Here is a 24773-nt window from a genome sequence, read left to right on the forward strand (position 1 = left end):
GGCTGGTGGAAGCCCGCCGTCCCCCTCGGGGGGCGGCGGGCTTCCCGCGTCTCCCGGGGCCCGACGGCTACGGCTGGTCCGCCGCGGCCCGGCCCGCGGCCCGCGTCCCGCGCAGCCCGCCGCGGCCCGCCGGCCGGGGCGACGGCACTCCGCGGCCCCGCTCCCCGGGGGCGAGCTGGGCCCGCACCACCAGGGCCTCCCGGCTGAGCTGGCGCCCCTCGGCGGCGTACGCCGCGTACCGGTCGGCGCCCAGCAGCTCGCCCGCCCGCTCCTGGCACATCAGCCGCGGCGCGTTGAAGTAGCCGGAGCCGAAGAGCTGCAGTCCCACCCCGTCCCACATCGGCTCCGCCGCGCCCTGCAGCACCGCCGCCTCCGCCGGGTGGCCCTCGGCGACCGTGACCAGGGCCAGCAGCTCCAGCGCCAGCACCAGCCCGACCAGGTCGTGGAAGGCGTGGTTGACCGCCACGCACTCGCTCAGCAGCCGCCGCGCCTCGGGCGTGGCCCCCGCGTCCAGGGCCGCGTAGGCCAGGACGTACAGGGCGTACGCCTTCGTCCAGAGCTCGCCGCGCTCCTCGCAGACCTCGCGGACCTCCTCGCACAGGGACACCGCCCCGGCCAGCTCGCCCTGGAAGGCCAGCGCCATCGCCAGCTCCACCTGGCACATCAGCACGCTGCTGTTCAGCTCGCCGGCCGCCCGGTACTGCTCCAGCGCCGAGCCCAGCAGCTCCCGGGCCCGCGTCATGTCGTCCGAGACGAGCGCCAGACAGCCCAGCCGGTGCACCGAATAGGCGGCCGCCACCGCGTTCTGCGTCTGCGCGGCCCCCTCCCGGCACTCGTACAGCGCGCTCATCGAGGCCACCGCGTCCCCCTGGAGCGCCGCCACGTAGCCGAGCACCCACAGCGCCTTCAGCCGCGAGCTCTCGTACGGGCCCTCCTGCTGCCCGGAGCCGCCGGACGGCCCGGGCTCCAGGGTCCGGTCCAGCCAGTGCCGGCCCTCGGTGAGCCGCCCGCAGCCCGCCCAGTAGAACCACAGGGTGCCGGCCAGGTACTGCCCCAGGTGGGCCTCGTCGGGATCGTCCAGACAGCACTCCAGCGCCAGCCGCAGGTTCGGCAGCTCCGCCTCCACCAGCGAGCGGACCTCCCGCTGGCGCGGCCCGAACCAGTCCAGCTCGCACCAGGTCGCCAGCCCCATGTACCAGTCCCGGTGGCGCCGGCGCAGCCGCCGGGCGTCACCCGTGGACTCCAGCCAGCCCGCTCCGTACAGCCGTACGGTTTCCAGCATCCGGTAGCGGACCCCGGCTGCCGTCTCCTCCCGGACCAGCAGCGACTGGGCGAGCAGCGCACCGACCAGGTCGAGCAGGCCCTCCACCGGCAGGTCCGGGCCCGCACACACGTACTCGGCGGCGTCCAGCTCGAACAGCCCCGCGAAGACCGACAGCCGCGCCCACAGCAGCCGCTCCGCGGGGGTGCACAACTCGTGGCTCCAGCCCATCGCCGTGCGCAGGGTGCGGTGCCGGGGCAGCACCCCGCGGGCGCCGCCGTCCGCCAGCAGGGCGAAGCGGTCCTCCAGCCGGGTCAGCACCTGCGCCGGCGACAGCACCCTCAGCCGGGCCGCCGCGAGCTCCACCGCCAGCGGGATCCCGTCCAGCCGGGCGCAGACCTCCGCGAGAGCGGCGCGCTCCTGCGCATCCGGACCGAAGCCCGGATCGGCCTCGGCCGCCCGCTCCACCAGCAGTTCCAGCGCCTCGTCCGGAGCCATGGGGGCCAGTGGGAAGGCCCGCTCCCCGGGCAGGGCCAGCGGGCGCCGGCCCGCCGCGAGCACCCGCAGGCCGGGGGAGCGCAGCAGCAGCTCCTGCACCAGGTCCGCCGTCTCGTCCACCAGCTGCTCGAAGCCGTCCAGCACCAGCAGCAGGTTCCGCCCGGCCAGGTGCTCGGCCAGGACGGTGCGGGGCGGCCGGGTGGTGTGGTCGGTCAGCCCGAGCGCCTCCGCGAGCGTCAGCTCCAGCAGCGCCGGATCCCGTACGCAGGCCAGCTCGGCCAGCCGGATCCCGTCGCAGTAGCGTTCCTGCGCTCCCCCCGCGGACCCCTGCCCCGAGTCGGCCCCGCCGTCCAGCGCCCGGGCCGCGGCGAGCGCCAGCCGGCTCTTGCCCACGCCGCCCACTCCGGTCACCGTCACCAGCCGCGAGGACTCCAGCAGCCGCATCAGCCCGGCGAGTTCGCCACCCCGCCCCACGAACCGGTTCAGCTCCGAGGGAAGATGGCCGTACGTCCTCTGTCGCATGGGACACGGAGGGTACTGGTCCGCGTGCGCTGCGTACAAGGCGCTCCCGCGGCCTCGGAATTCCGGTAGGGCCGGGGATCTCCGGCGCGATAGGGTCGGGGGAGGAATCCTCCAGCAGTGCAGGTACAGACAGAGAGCGGTGTGACGTGTCCGGTGGAGAGGTGGCCGGCATCCTCGTGGCCGTCTTCTGGGCCATCCTGGTCTCCTTCCTCGCCGTGGTGCTGGTGAGGCTGGCCCAGGTGCTGAAGGCGACGACCCGACTGGTGGCCGAGGTGACCGACCAGGCCGTCCCGCTGCTCGCCGACGCCTCCCGCACCGTCCGCTCCGCGCGCACCCAGCTCGACCGGGTCGACGCCATCGCGAGCGACGTGCAGGAGGTCACCTCCAACGCCTCCGCGCTGTCCTCCACCGTGGCCTCGGCCTTCGGCGGCCCCCTGGTCAAGGTCGCGGCCTTCGGCTACGGCGTCCGCAAGGCACTCGGCCGCACGGACGAGACCCCCCGCAAGACCCCCCGGCGCACCGTGATCGCCGGCCGTACGGTGCCGGCGGCCCGCCGCCGGAAGCAGAAGGGCTGAGACCGCCGATGTTCCGCCGAGCCTTCTGGTTCACCGCAGGCGCCGCCGCCGGCGTGTGGGCCACCACCAAGGTCAACCGGCAGCTGAAGAAGCTGACGCCGGAAAGCCTCGCCGCCCAGGCCGCCGACAAGGCTGTGGAAGCGGGTCACCGCCTCAAGGACTTCGCCCTCGACGTCAAGGCGGGGATGACGCAGCGCGAGGACGAACTGAACGACGCGCTGGGCCTGGCCCAGCACCCCGACCAGGCGGTCCCGGCCGACGGCGCAGGCGCCCTCGACGGCCCCCGGCGCCTGCGGGCCCTCGCGTACGACGCACCGGACGCGCACGACAAGACCACCCACCGAACGAAGTTTTCGTACAACCGGAATGAGGACCACTGATGGAGTCGGCTGAAATCCGCCGCCGCTGGCTGAGCTTCTTCGAGGAGCGCGGTCACGCCGTTGTCCCTTCGGCGTCGCTCATCGCGGACGACCCGACTCTGCTGCTGGTGCCCGCCGGCATGGTGCCCTTCAAGCCCTACTTCCTGGGCGAGGTCAAGCCGCCGGCGCCGACGCTGACGAGCGTCCAGAAGTGCGTACGCACGCCGGACATCGAAGAGGTCGGCAAGACCACCCGCCACGGCACGTTCTTCCAGATGTGCGGCAACTTCTCCTTCGGCGACTACTTCAAGGAAGGCGCCATCCGCTACGCCTGGGAGCTGCTGACCAGCTCCGTGGCGGACGGCGGCTACGGCCTGGAGCCCGAGAAGCTCTGGATCACGGTCTACCTCGACGACGACGAGGCCGAGGCCATCTGGCGCGACAAGATCGGCGTCCCCGCCGAGCGCATCCAGCGCCTGGGCAAGAAGGACAACTTCTGGTCGATGGGCGTCCCCGGCCCCTGCGGCCCGTGCTCGGAGATCAACTACGACCGCGGACCCGAGTTCGGCGCCGAGGGCGGCCCGGCGGTCAACGACGAGCGCTACGTGGAGATCTGGAACCTGGTCTTCATGCAGTACGAGCGCGGCGCCGGCGACGGGAAGGAGGACTTCCCGATCCTCGGCGACCTGCCGTCGAAGAACATCGACACGGGTCTGGGTCTCGAACGCCTCGCGATGATCCTGCAGGGCGTGCAGAACATGTACGAGACCGACACCCTGCGCGTGGTCATGGACAAGGCCACCGAGCTGACGGGCGTGCAGTACGGCGCCGCCCAGGGCACCGACGTCTCGCTGCGCGTGGTCGCCGACCACATCCGCACCTCCGCCATGCTCATCGGCGACGGTGTCACCCCCGGCAACGAGGGACGCGGCTACGTGCTGCGCCGCATCATGCGCCGCGCCATCCGCAACATGCGCCTGATGGGCGCCACCGGCCCCGTCGTGCAGGACCTCATCGGCGTCGTCATCGACACCATGGGCCTGCAGTACCCCGAGCTCGTCACCGACCGGGGGCGCATCGAGACCGTCGCCCTCGCCGAGGAGGCCGCGTTCCTCAAGGCCGTCAAGGGCGGCACGAACATCCTCGACGCCGCCGTGACGGACACCAAGGCCGCGGGCGGCACCGTCCTCTCCGGCGACAAGGCGTTCCTGCTCCACGACACCTGGGGCTTCCCGATCGACCTCACCCTGGAGATGGCCGCCGAACAGGGCCTCTCCGTGGACGAGTCCGGCTTCCGCCGCCTGATGCAGGAGCAGCGCGACCGGGCCAAGGCCGACGCCAAGGCCAAGAAGACCGGCCACGCGGACATGTCCGCCTACCGGGAGATCGCCGACGGCTCCGGAGCCACCGAGTTCACCGGGTACGCCACCAACCAGGGCGAGTCCACCATCGTCGGCCTGCTTGTCAACGGCGTGTCCGCGCCCGCCGCCTCCGAGGGCGACGAGGTCGAGGTCGTCCTCGACCGCACCCCCTTCTACGCCGAGGGCGGCGGGCAGCTCGCCGACCAGGGCCGCATCAGGCTCGACTCCGGCGCCGTGATCGAGGTCCGCGACGTCCAGCAGCCGGTCCCGGGCGTCTCCGTGCACAAGGGATCCGTCCAGGTCGGCGAGGTGACGGTGGGCGCCTCCGCCTACGCCGCCATCGACGTCCGGCGCCGCCGGGCCATCGCCCGCGCCCACTCGGCCACGCACCTGACGCACCAGGCGCTGCGTGACGCGCTGGGCCCGACCGCCGCCCAGGCCGGCTCGGAGAACTCCCCGGGCCGCTTCCGCTTCGACTTCGGTTCGCCGAACGCCGTCCCCGGCACGGTCCTCACCGACGTGGAGCAGAAGATCAACGACGTGCTCTCCCGCGAGCTCGACGTCACCGCCGAGATCATGAGCATCGACGAGGCGAAGAAGCAGGGCGCCATCGCCGAGTTCGGCGAGAAGTACGGCGAGCGCGTGCGCGTCGTCACCATCGGCGACTTCTCCAAGGAGCTGTGCGGCGGAACCCACGTGGGCAACACCGCCCAGCTCGGCCTGGTGAAGCTGCTCGGCGAGTCCTCCATCGGCTCCGGCGTGCGCCGCGTCGAGGCCCTGGTGGGCGTGGACGCGTACAACTTCCTCGCCAAGGAGCACACGGTCGTCGCCCAGCTCCAGGAGCTGGTCAAGGGCCGCCCGGAGGAACTGCCGGAGAAGATCGCCGCCATGCTCGGCAAGCTGAAGGACGCCGAGAAGGAAATCGAGAAGTTCCGCGCGGAGAAGGTCCTGCGGGCCGCCGCCGGCCTCGCCGAGAACGCCCAGGACGTCCGCGGCGTCGCCCTCGTCGTCGGCCGGGTGCCGGACGGCACCGGCGCCGACGACCTGCGCAAGCTGGTCCTGGACGTCCGCGGACGCATCCAGGGCGACCGCCCGGTCGTCGTGGCCCTGTTCACCGTCGCCGCAGGCCGCCCGCTCACCGTGGTCGCCACCAACGAGGCGGCCCGCGCACGCGGCCTCAAGGCCGGCGACCTGGTCCGTACCGCCGCCAAGACCCTCGGCGGCGGAGGCGGCGGCAAGCCGGACGTGGCCCAGGGCGGCGGCCAGAACCCCGACGCCGTGCCGGAGGCCATCGCCGCCGTCGAGCGCCTCGTCGTAGAGACGGCCTGAGCATGACGCTGCGCCGCGGCCGCCGTCTCGCGATCGACGTCGGCGACGCCCGGATCGGGGTCGCCTCCTGCGACCCCGACGGGGTGTTGGCCACACCGGTCGAAACCGTGCCGGGACGGGACGTCCCGGCCGCCCACCGGCGGCTGCGGCAGCTCGTCGCGGAGTACGAGCCGCTCGAAGTCGTGGTCGGCCTTCCCCGCTCGCTCAGCGGGCGGGAGGGCCCGGCCGCGGCCAAGTGCCGGGCCTTCGCCATGGAGCTCGCCAAGGGCATCAAGCCCGTGGGGGTCCGGCTGGTGGACGAGCGGATGACCACGGTCACCGCCGCCCAGGGGCTGCGGGCCTCCGGGAAGAACGCCAAGAAGGGCCGTTCGGTCATCGATCAGGCGGCCGCGGTGGTGATCCTGCAGAACGCTCTTGAGACCGAACGGGTATCAGGTAATCCGCCTGGCGAGTGCGTCGAAGTGGTTGTCTGATCGCGATACGGTAACGTTCCGCGCGATGAGACGGCATTCGAACAGCCGTCGCCCACCACTGAAGAGGCGGAACCGGGTGCCACGGGAGACGCAATCCGTGGCCTCCGTCTCGCGGCTCTAGGGGACCGATGACTGAGTATGGCCGGGGCCGTGGCTCCGAACCGTGGCACCCCGAGGACCCCCTGTACGGGGACCAGGGGTGGACCGCGCACCAGACCCAGCAGGGCCAGCCGCCCCACGGCGGTGACCCGCAGCAGCAGGCCTACCCACAGGAGCCGCAGTACCAGCAGCAGTACCCCGCTCCGTACCCGCAGCAGGCGCAGCAGCAGTACACCGAGCAGCAGTACCCGCAGCAGCCGCAGCCGCAGTACACCGAGCAGCAGCAGTACCAGCAGTACGCCGAGCAGCAGGGCTACGCCCAGCAGGCCCAGCAGGCCCAGCAGGTTCCGCAGGCCCCGCAGCCGGCGTACGACCAGCAGTCCTGGGACACCGGTCAGGGCCAGTACGTGGCGGCCGCCGTGCAGGTCGACCCCTACGCGGCAGCCGACCCCTACGCCCAGCCCCCCGCCGGTGCCTTCCCCGGCGAGGCCCCCGACCTGTACACCACGGCCGAGGCCTACCCGCCGCCCACCCCGCCGGGCCTGCGTCACCTGGAGCCCGATCCGGCCGAGGAGTGGCAGGACGGCGGGGCCGGGACGGACACCCGCGAGGCGGATGCCGAGGAGTCGTTGCTGCCCGGCGGCGGTGACGACTCGGGCGGCCGCCGGACCGGCCGCTCGGGCAAGGGCCGCAAGGAGCGCAGCCGCGCCGCCTGCCTGATCGTCGCGCTCGCCCTGGTGGGCGTGGTCGGCGGTGGCGGCTACTACGGCTACAGCTACCTGAAGGCCAGGTTCGCCACGGCGGAGGACTACGCCGGCGAGGGCACCGGCGAGCCGGTCGACGTGGAGATCCCCCCGAACTCCTCCCTGACGAGGATGGGCAACATCCTCAAGGAGAAGGGCATCGTCGCGAGCGTGGAGGCGTTCACCGCCGCCGCCGGCGCCAACCCCAAGGGGAAGTCGATCCAGCCGGGCGTGTACCCGCTCAGGAAGAAGATGTCGGCCGCGGCCGCCGTCACCTTCATGACCGACCCCACGAAGCTCAACGTGATCACGATCCCCGAGGGCAAGCGGAACGTCGACGTCTACAAGCTGATCGACACCCGGCTCGGCAAGTCCGAGGGGACCACCGAGGAGATCGCCAAGCGCGAGGCCAAGAACCTCGGCCTGCCGGCCTGGGCGGGGAACAACCCGAAGATCATGGACCCGCTCGAAGGGTTCCTGTTCCCGGCGCGCTACGACGTCAGCCAGGACAGCACCCCCGAGTCGCTGCTCAAGCAGATGGTCAAGAACGCGACGGACAAGTACGGCGAGCTCGGGGTCGAGGGCAAGGCCAAGGAGCTGGGACTGGAGAACCCGCTCCAGGTGATCACGGTCGCCAGCCTCGTCAACGCCGAGGGCAAGCACCACGAGGACTTCCGGAAGATGTCCGAGGTGGTCTACAACCGCCTCAAGAAGACCAACGACGTCACGAACCAGAAGCTCGAGTTCGACTCGACGTACAACTACATCAAGAAGTCGAGCGAGATCAACTTCTCCCTCAAGGAGGCGAGGGCGCTCGACAACCCCTACAACACCCACTTCGTCAAGGGGCTGCCGCCCGGTCCGATCGGGAACCCCGGCGACGAGGCCATCACCGCGGCGCTCGCCCCCGACGGCGGCGGCTGGATGTTCTTCGTGTCGGTCGACGGGAAGACGACGACCTTCACCAAGACCTACGAGGAGCACCAGAAGCTCGCCGACGAGTTCCTGGAGCGCCAGAAGCAGAAGAACGGCGGATAGGCACGACATGTCACGGATAAGGGCCGCGGTGCTGGGTTCGCCCATCGAGCACTCCCTCTCACCGGTGCTGCATCGCGCCGCCTACCAGGAGCTCGGCCTCGACGACTGGTCCTACGACCGGTTCGAGGTCGACGAGGCCGGGCTCCCGGACTTCGTCGCCGGCCTCGGCCGGGACTGGGCCGGACTGTCGCTGACCATGCCGCTCAAGCGGGCGGTGATCCCGCTGCTCGACGCTGTCAGCGACACCGCCGCCGCGGTGGAGGCGGTCAACACGGTCGTCTTCACACAGGACGGCCGCCGCCTCGGCGACAACACCGACATCCCCGGCATCCTCGCCGCGCTCCAGGAGCGCGGCATCGGCAAGGTGCCCTCCGCCGCCGTCCTCGGCGCGGGCGCCACCGCCTCCTCCGCGCTGGCCGCCCTCGCGCGGATCTGCTCCGGCGAGGTGACCGCGTACGTCCGCTCGCGCGGCCGGGCGGACGAGATGAAGCAGTGGGGCGAGCGGCTCGGCGTGCAGGTCAAGACGGTCGACTGGGCGCGGGCCGCCGAGGCGCTGGCCGCGCCGCTGGTGATCGCCACCACCCCCGCCGGCGCCACCGACGCCCTCGCCCCGGCCGTGCCCGAAGCGGCAGGGACCCTCTTCGACGTGCTCTACGACCCCTGGCCGACCGCCCTCGCGGCGGCCTGGTCCGCACGCGGCGGCACGGTCGTCGGGGGCCTGGACCTCCTGGTCCACCAGGCGGTCCTCCAGGTCGGGCAGATGACGGGCCGGCCCGGTCCCCTCGCGGCCATGCGGGCCGCGGGAGAACGGGCCCTCGCCGCCCGCTAGTGCGGTGACCGGAAAGGTTCACCGGGTCCGGGTTCGCCTCCGCCTGCCGGACAAGGCGTCCGACAGCTGGACCGCGGCCCGGGGTACCCGCGCGGACATGGGAGGATCGGGTACGGCGGGTCGGGACGCGCACCCGGTCGCGCCGTGGCCTTGTCAGGCGCGAGCATGAGGAGCATCGTTGAGCAGGTTGCGTTGGCTGACGGCCGGGGAGTCCCACGGACCGGCGCTGGTGGCGACGCTGGAGGGCCTTCCCGCCGGCGTCCCGGTCACCACCGAGCTGGTGGCCGACCACTTGGCCCGGCGCCGGCTCGGCTACGGCCGCGGTGCCCGGATGAAGTTCGAGCAGGACGAGATCACCTTCCTCGGCGGCGTCCGCCACGGCCTCTCGCAGGGCTCGCCGATCGCCGTCATGATCGGCAACACCGAGTGGCCGAAGTGGGAGACCGTCATGTCGGCCGACCCGGTCGACCCCGCGCTGCTGAAGGACACCGGGCGCAACGCGCCGCTGACCCGTCCGCGCCCCGGCCACGCCGACCTCGCGGGCATGCAGAAGTACGGCTTCTCGGAGGCCCGCCCGATCCTGGAGCGCGCCAGCGCCCGTGAGACGGCCGCCCGGGTCGCCCTCGGCGCCGTCGCCCGGTCCTTCATCAAGGAGACCGCCGGCATCGAGATCGTCTCGCACGTGGTGGAGCTGGCCGCGGCCAAGGCCCCGTACGGCGTCTACCCGACCCCCGCCGACGTCGAGAAGCTCGACGCCGACCCGGTGCGCTGCCTCGACGCCGACGCGTCGAAGGCGATGGTCGCGGAGATCGACCAGGCCCACAAGGACGGCGACACCCTCGGCGGCGTCGTCGAGGTGCTCGCCTACGGGGTGCCCGTCGGCCTCGGCTCCCACGTGCACTGGGACCGCCGCCTGGACGCCCGCCTCGCGGCCGCGCTCATGGGCATCCAGGCGATCAAGGGCGTCGAGGTCGGCGACGGCTTCGACCTGGCCCGGGTGCCCGGCTCCCAGGCGCATGACGAGATCGTCTCCACCGAGGACGGCCTGCGCCGCACCTCCGGCCGCTCCGGCGGCACCGAGGGCGGTCTGACCACCGGTGAACTGCTGCGCGTCCGGGCTGCCATGAAGCCCATCGCGACCGTGCCGCGCGCCCTGGCCACCGTGGACGTGGCGACCGGAGAGGCGACGGTGGCCCACCACCAGCGCTCCGACGTGTGCGCCGTGCCCGCCGCGGGCATCGTGGCCGAGGCCATGGTCGCGCTGGTGCTGGCCGACGCGGTCGTCGAGAAGTTCGGCGGCGACTCGGTCGCCGAGACCCGCCGCAACGTGCAGTCCTACCTCGAACACCTGCAGATCCGGTGACCGGCGGACCGCTGGTCGTCCTCGTCGGCCCCATGGGGTCCGGCAAGTCCACGGTGGGATCACTGCTCGCCGAACGGCTCGGCGTCCCCTACCGGGACACCGACGCCGACATCGTCGCGGCCCAGGGCCGGGAGATCTCCGACATCTTCGTCGACGAGGGCGAGCCGTACTTCCGTGCGCTCGAACGCCAGGCGGTGGCCGCCGCCCTCGCCGGGCACACCGGAGTCCTCGCCCTCGGCGGCGGCGCGGTGCTCGACGAGGGCACCCGTACGCTGCTCGCCGGCCTCCCCGTGGTCTACCTCTCGATGGACGTGGAGGAAGCCGTCCGGCGCGTGGGCCTCGGCGCCGCGCGCCCGCTGCTGGCCGTCAACCCGCGCCGGCAGTGGCGCGAGCTGATGGAGGCCCGGCGGCCGCTGTACACCGACGTTGCGCGAGTCGTGGTGGCCACCGACGACCGCACCCCCGAAGAGGTCGCCCAGGCGGTCCTCGACGCTCTGGAGTTGAAGGACGTATGACAGACCAGGTGACGCGGATCCAGGTCGGCGCCGGGGGGCCCCTCCCAGCGGTAGCTGGGGGAGCCGGACACGACGCGTACGACGTGCTGGTCGGCCGGCAGCTGCTCGGCGAACTCGGCACCCTGATCGGGACGAAGGCCCAGCGGGTCGCCGTCATCCACCCCGAGGCGCTGGCCTCGACCGGTGAGGCGCTGCGCGACGACCTGGCCGGGCAGGGCTTCGAGGCGGTCGCCATCCAGGTGCCGAACGCCGAGGAGGCCAAGACCATCGAGGTCGCGGCGTACTGCTGGAAGGCGCTCGGCCAGTCCGGCTTCACCCGTACCGACGTGATCGTCGGCGTCGGGGGAGGAGCCACCACCGACCTCGCCGGCTTCGTCGCGGCCGCCTGGCTGCGCGGTGTGCGCTGGGTGGCCGTCCCGACCACCGTCCTCGCGATGGTGGACGCGGCCGTCGGCGGCAAGACCGGCATCAACACCGCAGAGGGCAAGAACCTCGTCGGGGCCTTCCACCCGCCGGCCGGCGTGCTGTGCGACCTGGCGGCCCTCGACTCGCTGCCGGTCCACGACTACGTCAGCGGCCTGGCCGAGATCATCAAGGCCGGGTTCATCGCCGACCCGGTCATCCTCGACCTGATCGAGGAGGACCCGCAGGCGGCCCGTACGCCCGCGGGCCCGCACACGGCCGAGCTGATCGTCCGCTCCATCCGGGTCAAGGCCGACGTGGTCTCCAGCGACCTCAAGGAGTCGGGGCTGCGCGAGATCCTCAACTACGGCCACACCCTCGCGCACGCCATCGAGAAGAACGAGCGCTACAAGTGGCGGCACGGCGCGGCCGTGTCCGTCGGCATGGTCTTCGCGGCGGAGCTGGGCCGGCTGGCCGGCCGGCTCGACGACGCGACGGCCGACCGCCACCGCGAGGTCCTCGCCGCCGTCGGCCTGCCGCTGACCTACCGCGGCGACCAGTGGCCCAAGCTCCTGCAGACCATGCAGCTGGACAAGAAGTCCCGCGGCAACCTGCTGCGCTTCATCGTCCTGGACGGCCTCGCCAAGCCCACCGTCCTGGAGGGCCCCGACCCGGCGCACCTGGTGGCCGCCTACGGCGAGGTGTCGGCGTGAGCCGCCGGGTCCTGGTGCTGAACGGTCCGAACCTGGGCCGGCTCGGCTCGCGCGAGCCCGACGTGTACGGGGCCACCTCCTACACCGGGCTCGTCGAGAGCTGCCGCGCGGTGGGCGAGGAGCTCGGCTTCGACGTCGAGGTCCGCGAGACCAACGACGAGGGCGAGCTCATCCGCTGGCTGCACGAGGCGGCGGACGGGAGGATCCCCGTGGTGATCAACCCCGGTGCCTTCACGCACTACTCGTACGGGATGCGGGACGCGGCCGCGCAGCGCACCGCGCCGCTGATCGAGGTGCACATCTCGAACCCGTACGCCCGCGAGGAGTTCCGGCACACCTCGGTCGTCGCCGCGGTGGCGACCGGGACGGTGGCGGGCTTCGGCATCGGCTCCTACCGGCTCGCCCTGCGGGCCCTGGCGGACGAGCTCGGCTGACGTTCCGCTTGCCGGGGCGCGGCGGCCCCGGCAGTCGGGCTCCGGCAGGCGGTACCGGTGGACGGAGGGACGCTCCGGGTCATATAACGTTCTCGCATCAGTCGCCGGAACGAGACGGAGTGGCAGCGGATGCAGCAAGGAGTGGGGGGCGGGGACGCAGGCTGGGGACAGTCGGGGCAGCACCCGGCCGCGCCCCCGCAGCCGCCGATACCCCCGGCGCAGGGCTGGCCGGGCTCCCCGCCGGCGCTGCCCCCGCCCGCGTCCCCGGCCGCGGGGGAGGCCACCGGGCACATTCCGCTCCCGCCCGCGGCGGCGGGGACGGGCGGGGCCACCCTCGCCGTCCTGCTGATCGGCCCGGCGGGCGCCGGCAAGACCACCGTGGCCCGGCACTGGGCGAGCACCCGGCCCGTGCCGACCGCCCACGTCAGCCTGGACGACGTCCGCGAGTGGGTCTGCTCGGGTTTCGCCGACCCCCAGTCCGGCTGGAACGAGCACTCCGAGGCCCAGTACCGGCTGGCCCGCCGCACCTGCGGCTTCGCCGCCCGCAACTACCTGGCCAACGGGATCTCCTGCATCCTGGACGACGCCGTCTTCCCCGACCGGCCGGTCGTGGGGCTCGGCGGCTGGAAGCGCCACGTGGGGCCAGCGCTGCTGCCGGTCGTCCTGCTGCCCGGCCTGGAGATCGTCCTGGAGCGCAACGCCGCCCGCTCGGGCAACCGCCGGCTCTCCGACGAGGAAGTCGCGCGCATCCACGGCAGGATGGCCGGCTGGTACGGCTCCGGCCTGCCGATCATCGACAACTCCCAGCTCGACGTGGAGGCCACCGCACGGGCCCTGGACGAGGCCCTGGCCCGCGCCATCGCGGCTCCCGCCGCCTGGTGAGCGCGGGACGGCGGCCGCGGCCCGGCCCCGTCCGGACGCGCTCGTCAGGCCGGATGCGCGGGGCGCTCGTACGCTCGAAGACATGTCTGACGTGTACGCCGCCCGCCGTGGCCTGCTCCGCGACCGCTGCGCCGCCGCGGGGAGCGCCGCCGCGCTGATCACGCGTCCGGCGAACGTCCGCTACCTGTCGGGGGCGTCGCCGCTGGGCGCCGTCCTGTTCGTGGGCCCGGCCGAGGACCTGCTCTTCTGCCACGCCCCGCCGACCGGGGAGGCCGACGAGGGGCGCCTGGACGAGGGACTCGGGGTCTCGGTGCTGTCCGGGACCGGCGGGGACCCGGCGGTCGCGGCCGCCGACCTGGCAGCCTCCGTACGGGCCGACTCGCTGGCCGTGGAGGAGCACCACCTCACCGTGGCCCGGCACCGGGCGCTGTGCTCGGTGGCACCTGCGCTGCGCCTGGCCGACCTCGGTTTCGCCGTGGAGCAGCAGCGCCTCGTCAAGGACGAGGAGGAGATCGCCTGCCTGCGGATCGCCGCGGAGATCGCCGACCAGGCCCTCGGCGAGCTGCTGGAGTCGATCCTGGTGGGGCGCACCGAACGCCACCTGGCCCTGGAGCTGGAGCGGCGGCTCGTCGACCACGGGGCGGACGGCCCCGCCTTCCCCACCTCCGTCGGCACCGGCCCCCACTCGGGCCGCTCCCGGCACCGGCCCTCCGACCGCCGGGTGGAGGAGGGCGACTTCCTGTCGGTGTGCCTGGGCGCCAACTACCGGGGCTACCGGTGCGAGATCGGCCGGACCTTCGTCATCGGCACCACCCCGGCGGACTGGCAGATCGAGCTGTACGAACTGGTCTTCGCCGCCCAGCGGGCCGGCCGCGAGGCGCTGCTGCCCGGGGCCGCGTACCGGGACGTGGACCGCGCCGCCCGCTCCGTGCTGGACTCGGCAGGCCACGGAGAAGCCCTTGCGGCCTCCATGGGGCACGGGGTCGGTCTTGAAATCGACGAGGACCCGCAGCTTGCACCTGCGGCCATGGGTAAACTGGACGCTTGCGTGCCGGTCACCGTCGAACCGGGGGTTCACCTCCCGGGCCGGGGAGGTGTCCGGATCGATGACACGCTCGTCGTGCGCCCCGAGGCGGACGGCGGTCCCGAGCTACTCACCATTACGACCAAGGAGCTGCTCGCGCTCTAGTCCGCAGTGCCGGACTGGGCGCGCACCCGTGGTCTTCCAGTGCAGGAGATTCCGCAACCGTGGCTTCCACGAACGACCTCAAGAACGGCATGGTGCTGAAGCTCGACGGGGGCCAGCTCTGGTCCGTCGTCGAGTTCCAGCACGTCAAGCCCGGCAAGGGCCCGGCCTTCGTGCGCACCAAGCTCAAGCACGTGCTCTCCGGCAAGGTCGTCGACAAGACGTTCAACGCCGGCACGAAGGTTGACACGGCCACGATCGACCGCCGCGACATGCAGTTCTCGTACATGGACGGCGACTACTTCGTCTTCATGGACATGGACACCTACGACCAGCTGATGGTCGACCGCAAGGCCGTCGGCAACGCCGCCAACTTCCTGATTGAGGGCTTCACCGCCTCCGTCGCCCAGCACGAGGGCGAGGTGCTCTACGTCGAGCTCCCGGCCGCGGTCGAGCTCAAGATCCAGCACACCGACCCGGGCGTCCAGGGTGACCGCTCCACCGGCGGCACCAAGCCCGCCACGCTGGAGACCGGCTACGAGATCCAGGTCCCGCTCTTCATCACCATCGGCGAGACGGTCAAGGTCGACACCCGCACCAGCGACTACCTCGGCCGGAAGAGCGGCAACTAACCCGTGGCCGCTCGGAGCAATGCGCGCAAGCGCGCCTTCCAGATCCTCTTCGAGGCAGACCAGCGCGGTGTGCCCGTCCGCGAGGTCCTCGCGGACTGGATCCGCCATGCGCGGTCGGACGACCGGCAGCCGCCGGTCAGCGCCTTCACGATGGATCTCGTCGAGGGTTACGCCGACAAGGTGAACCGCATCGACGACCTGATCGTCACCTACGCCGTGGACTGGGAACTCGACCGCATGCCGGTCGTGGACCGCAACATCCTGCGGCTCGGTGCCTACGAGCTGATCTGGGTGGACGACACCCCGGACGCCGTGGCCATCGACGAGGCCGTCCAGCTGGCCAAGGAGTTCTCCACGGACGACTCCCCTTCGTTCGTGAACGGGCTGCTGAGCCGCTTCAAGGAGTTGAAGCCGAACCTGCGCCGCGAGTAGTACGCGGCCGGTCCGGCAGGGCGGAGGGCCCGCAGCACACCTGCTGGCCCTCCGCCCTTCGTCGTCTCCCCGGCGTCCGTGACGGCCGCCCGTCCCGGGCGCCGACGGGTCGGTGTGTCCCCGGCCCGAGCGTCCGCCCGTCCTGCGCGGCGCCCCGGACATGCCGGTGGCGCCGGCCCCCTGCGGGACCGGCGCCACCGGTAAACGTTTCTGCTGGCCTGGGGCCCGGGACTCAGGCGTCCTCGTGGGCCACGGCGCGGCGGGCGTCCGCGTCCAGCACGCCCCAGCTGATGAGCTGCTCGGTCAGGACCGAGGGCGACTGGTCGTAGATGACGGCCAGGGTGCGCAGGTCGTCCTGGCGGATCGACAGCACCTTGCCGTTGTAGTCGCCGCGCTGGCTCTGGATCGTCGCCGCGTACCGCTGGAGCGGACCGGCCTTCTCCGCGGGGACGCCCGCGAGGCGCTCCAGGTCCAGACGGAGCTTCGGCGGCGGCTCGGCGGCCCCGCCCGGGGTCGTGCCCGGCAGCAGCTCCTGCACCGGCACCCCGTAGAAGTCCGCCAGCTCGGCAAGGCGCTGGACGGTCACGGCGCGGTCCCCGCGCTCGTACGAACCGACCACCACGGCCTTCCAACGGCCCTGGGACTTCTCCTCGACACCGTGGAGGGAAAGGCCCTGCTGGGTGCGGATGGCGCGGAGCTTGGCCCCGAGCTGTTTGGCGTATTCGCTGGACATAACGCTCCCGGACGCTGTGACGCTGTGACGGACATGGACGCTGTGACGGCCTTGACCACGTGCGGCTCCGCCGCGCGGCTGGTAACTCACTGTGAGGTTACGCAGCGTTACTTGGATGCGTCAAGCCGAATGGTCCCTGTCGATCGTTTCCGAGGGGTGGTACGGGGGCCGGGCGCGGCCCCCGGTGCGAGCTGCCGGGAAGGCCCTGCTACGGTGGGACGCGTACATTCCGACGTCCTTTAAGGTCCGTCCCGTGAGGCGGAGAAGGAGGTCCTTCCCATGGACGCTCAGCAGAGCGATGCGCGCCCCGTCCTCGAGGCGCAGGACATCGCGCGGGTCCTGACCCGCATCGCCCACGAGATCGTCGAACGCGCCAAGGGCGCCGACGACGTGGTGCTCCTCGGCATTCCCACCCGCGGCGTCCACCTCGCCCGCCGGCTGGGCGCCAAACTCGAAGAGATCACGGGTTCGAAGATCCCCGTGGGCTCCCTCGACATCACCATGTACCGCGACGACCTGCGGATGAAGCCGGCTCGCGCCATCGGCCGCACCGAGATCCCCGGTGACGACCTCGACGGCTGCCTGGTCGTCCTCGTCGACGACGTGCTCTTCTCCGGGCGCACCATCCGCGCCGCCCTCGACGCGCTCGGCGACCTCGGCCGCCCCCGCGCCGTGCAGCTCGCCGTCCTGGTCGACCGCGGCCACCGCGAACTGCCGATCCGCGCCGACTACGTCGGCAAGAACCTCCCCACGTCGCTGCGGGAGACCGTCAAGGTCCAGCTCCAGGAGGAGGACGGCCGTGACGCCGTGCTGCTCGGGCAGCAGACCCCCCGGGCAGCAGGGCAGTAGCACCCGTCCGCGTGAGGGGCCCCCGCGGGGTCCCGCGCCGCGCCGTGCCCTGCCCCGTCCCGCCCGACTCCCGCCGGCCGGCCCGTCCGCCCGGCCGCCCTTCCGACCTACGGAGCCCTCCAGATGAAGCGCCACCTCATCTCGGCCGCCGATCTCACGCGCGACGACGCCGTCCTGATCCTCGACACCGCCGAGGAGATGGCCCGCGTCGCGGACCGGCCGATCAAGAAGCTGCCCACCCTGCGCGGCCTCACCGTCGTCAACCTCTTCTTCGAGGACTCGACGCGGACCCGGATCTCCTTCGAGGCGGCCGCCAAGCGGCTCTCCGCCGACGTCATCAACTTCTCCGCGAAGGGTTCCTCCGTTTCCAAGGGCGAATCGCTCAAGGACACGGCGCTGACCCTGGAGGCGATGGGCGCGGACGCCGTCGTCATCCGCCACCACGCCTCCGGCGCCCCCTACCGGCTCGCGACCTCCGGCTGGATCGACTCCGCCGTGGTCAACGCGGGCGACGGCACCCACGAGCACCCCACCCAGGCCCTGCTGGACGCCTTCACCATGCGCCGCCGCCTGGTCGGCCGGGACGCCGGGCTCGGCAAGGACCTGGACGGCCGCCGGATCACCATCGTCGGGGACGTCCTGCACAGCCGGGTGGCCCGCTCCAACGTGCAGCTGCTGCACACCCTCGGCGCCCAGGTCACCGTGGTGGCCCCGCCCACGCTGGTCCCGATCGGCGTGGAGAGCTGGCCCTGCGAGGTCTCGTACAACCTCGACGAGGTGCTGCCGAAGTCCGACGCGGTCATGATGCTGCGTGTGCAGCGCGAACGCATGAACGCCGCCTTCTTCCCCACCGAGCGCGAATACTCCCGCCGGTACGGGCTCGACGGCGACCGCATGGCCAAGATGCCCGCGCACGCCATCGTGATGCACCCCGGCCCGATGAACCGCGGCATGGAGATCACCGCCGCGGTCGCCGACTCCGACCGCTGCACGGCCGTCGAGCAGGTGGCCAACGGCGTCTCCACCCGGATGGCCGTCCTGTACCTGCTGCTCGGCGGCTCCGAGCCCGCCGTCACCACCACCCCCGCCCGCCCGTCGCCCGCCACCGCCCCCGAGGGAGACGCCGCGCGTCGCCCCGCCCCCGGTACCGAGGAGAGCAAGTAACCATGAGCAAGATCCTGATCCGTGGCGCGAAGGTACTCGGCGGCGAGGCGCAGGACGTCCTGATCGACGGCGAGACCATCGCCGAGGTCGGCACCGGCCTGTCGGCGCAGGGCGCCCAGGTCATCGAGGCGGAGGGGCAGGTGCTCCTCCCCGGCCTCGTCGACCTGCACACCCACCTGCGCGAGCCGGGCCGCGAGGACTCCGAGACCGTCCTCACCGGCACCCGCGCCGCCGCGACCGGCGGCTACACCGCCGTGTTCGCCATGGCGAACACCTTCCCCGTCGCCGACACGGCCGGCGTGGTCGAGCAGGTCTGGCGGCTGGGCAAGGAGTCCGGCTACTGCGACGTGCAGCCCATCGGCGCCGTCACCGTCGGGCTGGAGGGCAAGCAGCTCTCCGAGCTGGGCGCCATGCACGAGTCCGCCGCCCGCGTCACCGTCTTCTCCGACGACGGCAAGTGCGTGGACGACGCCGTGATCATGCGCCGTGCCCTGGAGTACGTGAAGGCCTTCGGCGGTGTCGTCGCCCAGCACGCGCAGGAGCCCCGCCTCACCGAGGGCGCACAGATGAACGAGGGCGTCGTCTCCGCCGAGCTCGGCCTCGGCGGCTGGCCCGCCGTCGCCGAGGAGTCGATCATCGCCCGCGACGTGCTCCTGGCCGAGCACGTCGGCTCCCGCGTGCACATCTGCCACCTCTCCACCGCGGGCTCCGTCGAGATCGTCCGCTGGGCCAAGTCCCGCGGCATCGACGTCACCGCCGAGGTCACCCCGCACCACCTCCTGCTCACCGAGGAGCTGGTCCGCTCGTACAACGCGGTCTACAAGGTCAACCCGCCGCTGCGCACCGAGCGCGACGTGCTGGCCCTGCGCGAGGCCCTCGCCGACGGCACGATCGACATCGTCGCCACCGACCACGCCCCGCACCCGCACGAGGACAAGGACTGCGAGTGGGCCGCCGCCGCCATGGGCATGGTGGGCCTGGAGACCGCGCTCTCCGTCGTCCAGCAGACGATGGTGGAGACCGGCCTGCTCGACTGGGCGGGCGTCGCGCAGCGGATGTCCTTCGCCCCCGCGCGCATCGGCGGCCTGGACCACCACGGCCGTCCCGTCTCGGCAGGTGAACCCGCGAACCTGACCTTGGTCGATACCTCGTACCGTGGTGTCGTGGACCCCGCACACTTCGCCTCCCGCAGCCGCAACACGCCCTACGAGGGCCGCGAGCTGCCGGGTCGCGTCACGCACACCTTCCTGCGGGGCCGGGCAACGGTCGTGGACGGGACGCTGGCGTGACACCTGCAGTAATCCAACTGGCCGCCGAGGCCGCCGAACGACAGTCGGCGGAGGTGACCAGCTTCGGCGCCCGCATGGCGTGGGTGATCGGCCTGGCCGTCTTCGTGGCATTCGTCTACTGGCTGATGCGGCAGGGCTGGAAATGGCGCGGCGCCCTGCAGAACGACCTGCCGGAGCTGCCCGCCGCCCCCGACGGGCTCCCCGCGCACCGGCTGGCGCTGACCGGCCGGTACCACGGGTCCACCACCGCCGGGCAGTGGCTCGACCGGATCGTGGCCCACGGGCTGGGCGTCCGCAGCCGGGTGGAGCTCACGCTCACCGACGCGGGCCTCGACGTGGTCCGTCCGGGTGCCACCGACTTCTTCGTACCGGCCGCGCAGCTGCGCGGCGCCCGCCTCGACAAGGGAATCGCGGGCAAGGTACTCACCGAGGGCGGTCTGCTCGTCGTCACCTGGGCGCACGGTGACCAGCAGATCGACTCCGGATTCCGCTCCGACCGCGCGGCCGAGCACGCCGCCTGGGTCGAGGCGATCAACTCCATGAACTCATCCATCACGACGGAAGGCGCCGAACGATGACGACCTCCACCAGGGGAGCAGCCAAAGCTCCCGCCGTACTCGTCCTGGAGGACGGTCGCATCTTCCGCGGCCGTGCCTACGGCGCTGTGGGGGAGACCTTCGGCGAGGCCGTGTTCTCCACCGGGATGACCGGCTACCAGGAGACCCTGACCGACCCGTCGTACCACCGGCAGGTCGTCGTCATGACCGCCCCGCACGTGGGCAACACCGGCGTCAACGACGAGGACCCCGAGTCCGCCCGCATCTGGGTGGCCGGCTACGTCGTGCGCGACCCCGCCCGCGTCCCGTCCAACTGGCGCTCCCGGCGCTCGCTGGACGAGGAGCTCGTCCGGCAGGGCGTCGTCGGCATCTCCGGCGTCGACACCCGGGCCCTGACCCGCCACCTGCGCGAGCGCGGCGCCATGCGCGTCGGCATCTTCTCCGGCGAGGCCTGGACCGGCGTCCGCGACGAGGCCCTGCTGGCCCGCGTCAAGGAAGCCCCGCAGATGAAGGGCGCGAACCTCTCCGCCGAGGTCGCCACCCAGGAGGCCTACGTGGTCCCCGCGATCGGCGAGAAGCGCTTCACCGTGGCCGCGGTCGACCTCGGCATCAAGGGCATGACCCCGCAGCGGATGGCCGAGCGGGGCATCGAGGTGCACGTGCTGCCCGCCACCGCCACCGCCGAGGAGGTGTACGCGGTCCAGCCGGACGGCGTGTTCTTCTCGAACGGCCCGGGCGACCCCGCCACGGCCGACGGCCCCGTCTCCGTCATGCAGGACGTCCTCGCCCGCAGGACGCCGCTCTTCGGCATCTGCTTCGGCAACCAGATCCTGGGCCGTGCGCTCGGCTTCGGCACCTACAAGCTGAAGTACGGCCACCGCGGCATCAACCAGCCGGTGCAGGACCGCACCACCGGCAAGGTCGAGATCACCGCGCACAACCACGGCTTCGCCGTGGACGCGCCCCTCGACAAGGTCTCCGACACGGCCTACGGCCGCGCCGAGGTCTCCCACGTCTGCCTGAACGACCAGGTCGTCGAGGGCCTCCAGCTGCTCGACCAGCCGGCCTTCAGCGTCCAGTACCACCCCGAGGCGGCCGCGGGCCCGCACGACGCCGCGTACCTCTTCGACCGCTTCGTAGCCCTGATGGAGGCCGAGCGTGCCTAAGCGCACCGATATCCAGTCCGTCCTGGTCATCGGCTCCGGCCCGATCGTCATCGGGCAGGCCGCCGAGTTCGACTACTCCGGCACCCAGGCCTGCCGCATCCTCAAGGCCGAGGGCCTGCGGGTCATCCTGGTGAACTCCAACCCGGCGACGATCATGACCGACCCGGAGATCGCCGACGCCACGTACGTCGAGCCGATCACCCCCGAGTTCGTCGAGAAGATCATCGCCAAGGAGCGCCCCGACGCGCTGCTGCCCACCCTCGGCGGCCAGACCGCGCTCAACACCGCGATCTCCATGCACGAGCAGGGTGTGCTGGAGAAGTACGGGGTCGAGCTCATCGGCGCCAACGTCGAGGCCATCAACAAGGGCGAGGACCGCGACCTCTTCAAGGGCGTCGTCGAGGCCGTGAAGGCCAAGATCGGCTACGGCGAGTCCGCCCGCTCGGTCATCTGCCACACCATGGACGACGTCATCGCGGGCGTCGACACCCTCGGCGGCTACCCCGTCGTCGTGCGCCCCTCCTTCACCATGGGCGGCGCCGGCTCCGGTTTCGCCCACGACGAGGAGGAGCTGCGCCGCATCGCCGGCCAGGGCCTCACGCTCTCCCCGACCACCGAGGTGCTCCTGGAGGAGTCCATCCTCGGCTGGAAGGAGTACGAGCTGGAGCTGATGCGCGACACCAAGGACAACGTGGTCGTCGTCTGCTCCATCGAGAACTTCGACCCGATGGGCGTCCACACCGGCGACTCGATCACCGTCGCGCCGGCGATGACCCTCACCGACCGCGAGTACCAGCGGCTGCGCGACATCGGCATCGCGATCATCCGCGAGGTCGGCGTCGACACCGGCGGCTGCAACATCCAGTTCGCGATCGACCCCGCCGACGGCCGCGTCATCGTCATCGAGATGAACCCGCGCGTCTCGCGCTCCTCGGCGCTCGCGTCGAAGGCCACCGGCTTCCCGATTGCCAAGATCGCCGCGAAGCTGGCCATCGGGTACACCCTCGACGAGGTCCCCAACGACATCACCGAGCAGACCCCGGCCTCCTTCGAGCCGTCCCTCGACTACGTCGTCGTCAAGGCCCCGCGCTTCGCCTTCGAGAAGTTCCCGGCCGCCGACGCCACCCTCACCACCACCATGAAGTCGGTGGGCGAGGCCATGGCCATCGGCCGCAACTTCACCGAGGCGCTCCAGAAGGCCCTGCGCTCCCTGGAGAAGAAGGGCTCGCAGTTCACCTTCGTCGGAGACCCCGGCGACAAGGCCGAGCTGCTGGCCACCGCGGTCCGCCCGACCGACGGCCGGATCAACACCGTCATGCAGGCCATCCGCGCCGGCGCCACCCAGGAGGAGGTCTTCGCGTACACGAAGATCGACCCCTGGTTCGTCGACCAGCTCTTCCTCATCAAGGAGATCGCCGACGAGCTGGCCGCCGTCGACAAGCTCGGCCCCGAGCTGCTCGCCGAGGCCAAGCGCCACGGCTTCTCCGACGCGCAGATCGCCGAGATCCGCGGCCTGCGCGAGGACGTCGTCCGCGAGGTCCGCCACGCGCTGGGCGTCCGCCCGGTCTACAAGACGGTCGACACCTGCGCCGCCGAGTTCGCCGCGAAGACCCCGTACTTCTACTCCTCCTACGACGAGGAGTCCGAGGTCGCCCCGCGCGAGAAGCCCGCGGTGATCATCCTGGGCTCCGGCCCGAACCGCATCGGCCAGGGCATCGAGTTCGACTACTCCTGCGTCCACGCCTCCTTCGCGCTCAGCGACGCGGGCTACGAGACCGTGATGGTCAACTGCAACCCGGAGACCGTCTCCACCGACTACGACACCTCCGACCGCCTGTACTTCGAGCCGCTGACGCTGGAGGACGTGCTGGAGATCGTCCACGCGGAGTCCCTCGCGGGCCCCATCGCCGGCGTCATCGTCCAGCTCGGCGGCCAGACGCCGCTCGGTCTCGCCCAGGCCCTCAAGGACAACGGCGTACCGGTGGTCGGCACCTCGCCCGAGGCCATCCATGCCGCCGAGGACCGCGGTGCCTTCGGCCAGGTCCTCGCGGACGCGGGCCTGCCCGCCCCCAAGCACGGCACGGCCACCACCTTCCCCGGTGCCAAGGCCATCGCCGACGAGATCGGCTACCCGGTCCTGGTCCGCCCCTCGTACGTGCTCGGCGGCCGCGGTATGGAGATCGTCTACGACGAGGCCCGGCTGGAGTCGTACATCGCCGAGTCCACGGAGATCTCCCCGACCCGCCCCGTGCTGGTCGACCGGTTCCTCGACGACGCCATCGAGATCGACGTCGATGCGCTCTACGACGGCCACGAGCTCTACCTCGGCGGCGTCATGGAGCACATCGAGGAGGCCGGCATCCACTCCGGCGACTCCGCCTGCGCGCTGCCCCCGATCACCCTCGGCGGACACGACATCAAGCGCCTGCGGGTCTCCACGGAGGCCATCGCCAAGGGCGTCGGCGTCCGCGGCCTGATCAACATCCAGTTCGCGATGGCCGGCGACATCCTCTACGTCCTGGAGGCCAATCCGCGCGCCTCCCGGACCGTCCCCTTCACCTCGAAGGCGACCGCCGTCCCGCTCGCCAAGGCGGCCGCCCGCATCTCGCTGGGCACCACCATCGCCGAGCTGCGCGCCGAGGGCCTGCTGCCGAGGAACGGCGACGGCGGCACCCTGCCGCTCGACGCGCCGATCTCCGTCAAGGAAGCCGTCATGCCGTGGTCGCGCTTCCGCGACATCCACGGCCGCGGCGTCGACACGGTGCTCGGCCCGGAGATGCGCTCCACGGGCGAGGTCATGGGCATCGACTCCGTCTTCGGCACGGCGTACGCCAAGTCGCAGGCCGGCGCCTACGGGCCGCTGCCCACCAAGGGCCGCGCCTTCATCTCCGTCGCCAACCGCGACAAGCGCTCGATGATCTTCCCGGCGCGCGAGCTCGTCGCCCACGGCTTCGAGCTGATGGCGACCTCGGGCACGGCAGAGGTCCTGCGCCGCAACGGCATCAACGCCACCGTCGTGCGCAAGCTCAGCGACGGCGAGGGCCCGAACGGCGAGAAGACCATCGTCCAGCTGATCCACGACGGCCAGGTCGACCTGATCGTCAACACCCCGTACGGCACCGGCGGCCGCCTCGACGGCTACGAGATCCGCACGGCGGCCGTGGCGCGCAGCGTCCCGTGCCTGACCACGGTCCAGGCGCTCGCCGCGGCCGTGCAGGGCATCGACGCCCTCAACCACGGCGACGTGGGCGTGCGCTCCCTCCAGGAGCACGCGGAGCACCTGACCGCGGCCCGCGACTAGCAGCCCGTACGAGAGGGGGGCACCGGCACGGCGACCGGTGTCCCCCCTTTCATGAGCGCACAAGGGAT

At 72.1% G+C, this 24773-nt stretch carries 22 protein-coding genes; 20 read left to right on the top strand and 2 right to left on the bottom strand.

The genetic code is table 11. The annotated features are described in order from the left end of the window. Positions 1-67: 67 nt before the first annotated feature. The gene (locus ACLJTM_RS27960) at positions 68-2281 is read right to left on the bottom strand and encodes an ATP-binding protein (RefSeq protein WP_411106495.1); all 2214 of its coding nucleotides are present in this window, start codon (positions 2279-2281) and stop codon (positions 68-70) included. A 146-nt stretch (positions 2282-2427) separates the two neighbouring features. Between ACLJTM_RS27960 and ACLJTM_RS27965 the strand changes: the two genes are divergently transcribed. The 14 genes from ACLJTM_RS27965 to nusB all read left to right on the top strand — a co-directional run bounded on the left by ACLJTM_RS27965 (position 2428) and on the right by nusB (position 15646). After that, positions 2428-2856, top strand: coding sequence for a DUF948 domain-containing protein (locus tag ACLJTM_RS27965; protein ID WP_411106496.1), 429 nt, complete (start codon positions 2428-2430; stop codon positions 2854-2856). Between the two features lie 8 nt (positions 2857-2864). Continuing rightward, positions 2865-3236 (top strand): DUF6167 family protein, encoded by a 372-nt coding sequence (locus tag ACLJTM_RS27970; protein WP_411106497.1) that lies wholly within the window; start codon positions 2865-2867, stop codon positions 3234-3236. Next, on the top strand, positions 3236-5905 hold the full coding sequence (gene alaS / locus ACLJTM_RS27975; protein ID WP_411106498.1) for an alanine--tRNA ligase: 2670 nt from the start codon (positions 3236-3238) through the stop codon (positions 5903-5905). Before ACLJTM_RS27970 ends, alaS begins: the two co-directional genes overlap by 1 nt. 2 nt (positions 5906-5907) lie before the next feature. Beyond that, positions 5908-6378 carry a Holliday junction resolvase RuvX gene (gene ruvX / locus ACLJTM_RS27980; protein ID WP_411106499.1) on the top strand — a complete coding sequence of 157 codons (471 nt, stop codon included), beginning with the start codon at positions 5908-5910 and terminating at the stop codon, positions 6376-6378. A gap of 128 nt (positions 6379-6506) precedes the next feature. Beyond that, entirely contained in the window at positions 6507-8258 is a 1752-nt protein-coding gene (gene mltG, locus ACLJTM_RS27985) for an endolytic transglycosylase MltG (RefSeq protein ID WP_411106500.1), read from the top strand. 7 nt (positions 8259-8265) lie between these two features. Then, positions 8266-9087, top strand: a complete 822-nt coding sequence (locus ACLJTM_RS27990; RefSeq protein WP_411106501.1) for a shikimate dehydrogenase — start codon at positions 8266-8268, stop codon at positions 9085-9087. A gap of 178 nt (positions 9088-9265) precedes the next feature. Further along, a complete protein-coding gene (gene aroC, locus ACLJTM_RS27995) occupies positions 9266-10450 on the top strand; it encodes a chorismate synthase (protein ID WP_411106502.1) in 1185 nt (394 codons plus the stop codon). Then, a complete protein-coding gene (locus tag ACLJTM_RS28000) occupies positions 10447-10965 on the top strand; it encodes a shikimate kinase (RefSeq protein ID WP_411106503.1) in 519 nt (172 codons plus the stop codon). The genes aroC and ACLJTM_RS28000 overlap by 4 nt, the downstream gene beginning before the upstream one ends. Beyond that, positions 10962-12080, top strand: a complete 1119-nt coding sequence (gene aroB / locus ACLJTM_RS28005) for a 3-dehydroquinate synthase (RefSeq protein ID WP_411106504.1) — start codon at positions 10962-10964, stop codon at positions 12078-12080. Before ACLJTM_RS28000 ends, aroB begins: the two co-directional genes overlap by 4 nt. Then, positions 12077-12514, top strand: coding sequence for a type II 3-dehydroquinate dehydratase (aroQ, locus tag ACLJTM_RS28010; protein WP_411106505.1), 438 nt, complete (start codon positions 12077-12079; stop codon positions 12512-12514). The genes aroB and aroQ overlap by 4 nt, the downstream gene beginning before the upstream one ends. Positions 12515-12643: 129 nt before the next feature. Beyond that, complete coding sequence (locus ACLJTM_RS28015) at positions 12644-13396, top strand: AAA family ATPase (RefSeq protein ID WP_411106506.1); 753 nt, start codon at positions 12644-12646, stop codon at positions 13394-13396. A gap of 82 nt (positions 13397-13478) precedes the next feature. Continuing rightward, positions 13479-14585 carry a M24 family metallopeptidase gene (locus tag ACLJTM_RS28020; RefSeq protein WP_411106507.1) on the top strand — a complete coding sequence of 369 codons (1107 nt, stop codon included), beginning with the start codon at positions 13479-13481 and terminating at the stop codon, positions 14583-14585. 59 nt (positions 14586-14644) lie between these two features. Beyond that, positions 14645-15214, top strand: coding sequence for an elongation factor P (gene efp, locus ACLJTM_RS28025; protein ID WP_411106508.1), 570 nt, complete (start codon positions 14645-14647; stop codon positions 15212-15214). Positions 15215-15217: 3 nt separating this feature from the next. Next, on the top strand, positions 15218-15646 hold the full coding sequence (nusB, locus tag ACLJTM_RS28030) for a transcription antitermination factor NusB (protein WP_411106509.1): 429 nt from the start codon (positions 15218-15220) through the stop codon (positions 15644-15646). Positions 15647-15878: 232 nt separating this feature from the next. Here the strand turns inward: nusB and bldD are convergent, their stop codons facing one another. Next, positions 15879-16379, bottom strand: a complete 501-nt coding sequence (gene bldD / locus ACLJTM_RS28035; RefSeq protein ID WP_030841550.1) for a transcriptional regulator BldD — start codon at positions 16377-16379, stop codon at positions 15879-15881. 279 nt (positions 16380-16658) lie between these two features. Between bldD and pyrR the strand changes: the two genes are divergently transcribed. The 6 genes from pyrR (at position 16659) to carB (ending at position 24705) form a co-directional block, all read left to right on the top strand. After that, the gene (gene pyrR / locus ACLJTM_RS28040) at positions 16659-17228 is read left to right on the top strand and encodes a bifunctional pyr operon transcriptional regulator/uracil phosphoribosyltransferase PyrR (RefSeq protein WP_411106510.1); all 570 of its coding nucleotides are present in this window, start codon (positions 16659-16661) and stop codon (positions 17226-17228) included. Between the two features lie 123 nt (positions 17229-17351). Then, positions 17352-18392, top strand: coding sequence for an aspartate carbamoyltransferase catalytic subunit (locus tag ACLJTM_RS28045; RefSeq protein ID WP_411106511.1), 1041 nt, complete (start codon positions 17352-17354; stop codon positions 18390-18392). Between the two features lie 2 nt (positions 18393-18394). Then, positions 18395-19681 (top strand): dihydroorotase, encoded by a 1287-nt coding sequence (locus ACLJTM_RS28050; RefSeq protein WP_411106512.1) that lies wholly within the window; start codon positions 18395-18397, stop codon positions 19679-19681. After that, positions 19678-20259 (top strand): hypothetical protein, encoded by a 582-nt coding sequence (locus ACLJTM_RS28055; protein WP_411106513.1) that lies wholly within the window; start codon positions 19678-19680, stop codon positions 20257-20259. The genes ACLJTM_RS28050 and ACLJTM_RS28055 overlap by 4 nt, the downstream gene beginning before the upstream one ends. Next, positions 20256-21404, top strand: coding sequence for a glutamine-hydrolyzing carbamoyl-phosphate synthase small subunit (gene carA / locus ACLJTM_RS28060; RefSeq protein WP_411106514.1), 1149 nt, complete (start codon positions 20256-20258; stop codon positions 21402-21404). Before ACLJTM_RS28055 ends, carA begins: the two co-directional genes overlap by 4 nt. Next, on the top strand, positions 21397-24705 hold the full coding sequence (carB, locus tag ACLJTM_RS28065) for a carbamoyl-phosphate synthase large subunit (protein ID WP_411106515.1): 3309 nt from the start codon (positions 21397-21399) through the stop codon (positions 24703-24705). Before carA ends, carB begins: the two co-directional genes overlap by 8 nt. Positions 24706-24773: the final 68 nt, after the last annotated feature.

Origin of the sequence: Streptomyces sp. cmx-4-9, from assembly GCF_046548835.1 — a bacterium.
Lineage (GTDB): Bacteria > Actinomycetota > Actinomycetes > Streptomycetales > Streptomycetaceae > Streptomyces.

What these genes read in the sequence shown, in the direction of transcription:
- ACLJTM_RS27960 (WP_411106495.1), bottom strand. Translation starts at nt 2,281, where the DNA reads ATGCGACAGAGGACGTACGGCCATCTTCCCTCGGAGCTGAACCGGTTC.
- ACLJTM_RS27970 (WP_411106497.1), top strand. Translation starts at nt 2,865, where the DNA reads ATGTTCCGCCGAGCCTTCTGGTTCACCGCAGGCGCCGCCGCCGGCGTG.
- alaS (WP_411106498.1), top strand. Translation starts at nt 3,236, where the DNA reads ATGGAGTCGGCTGAAATCCGCCGCCGCTGGCTGAGCTTCTTCGAGGAG.
- ruvX (WP_411106499.1), top strand. Translation starts at nt 5,908, where the DNA reads ATGACGCTGCGCCGCGGCCGCCGTCTCGCGATCGACGTCGGCGACGCC.
- mltG (WP_411106500.1), top strand. Translation starts at nt 6,507, where the DNA reads ATGACTGAGTATGGCCGGGGCCGTGGCTCCGAACCGTGGCACCCCGAG.
- ACLJTM_RS27990 (WP_411106501.1), top strand. Translation starts at nt 8,266, where the DNA reads ATGTCACGGATAAGGGCCGCGGTGCTGGGTTCGCCCATCGAGCACTCC.
- aroB (WP_411106504.1), top strand. Translation starts at nt 10,962, where the DNA reads ATGACAGACCAGGTGACGCGGATCCAGGTCGGCGCCGGGGGGCCCCTC.
- ACLJTM_RS28015 (WP_411106506.1), top strand. Translation starts at nt 12,644, where the DNA reads ATGCAGCAAGGAGTGGGGGGCGGGGACGCAGGCTGGGGACAGTCGGGG.
- ACLJTM_RS28020 (WP_411106507.1), top strand. Translation starts at nt 13,479, where the DNA reads ATGTCTGACGTGTACGCCGCCCGCCGTGGCCTGCTCCGCGACCGCTGC.
- bldD (WP_030841550.1), bottom strand. Translation starts at nt 16,379, where the DNA reads ATGTCCAGCGAATACGCCAAACAGCTCGGGGCCAAGCTCCGCGCCATC.
- pyrR (WP_411106510.1), top strand. Translation starts at nt 16,659, where the DNA reads ATGGACGCTCAGCAGAGCGATGCGCGCCCCGTCCTCGAGGCGCAGGAC.
- ACLJTM_RS28045 (WP_411106511.1), top strand. Translation starts at nt 17,352, where the DNA reads ATGAAGCGCCACCTCATCTCGGCCGCCGATCTCACGCGCGACGACGCC.
- ACLJTM_RS28050 (WP_411106512.1), top strand. Translation starts at nt 18,395, where the DNA reads ATGAGCAAGATCCTGATCCGTGGCGCGAAGGTACTCGGCGGCGAGGCG.
- carA (WP_411106514.1), top strand. Translation starts at nt 20,256, where the DNA reads ATGACGACCTCCACCAGGGGAGCAGCCAAAGCTCCCGCCGTACTCGTC.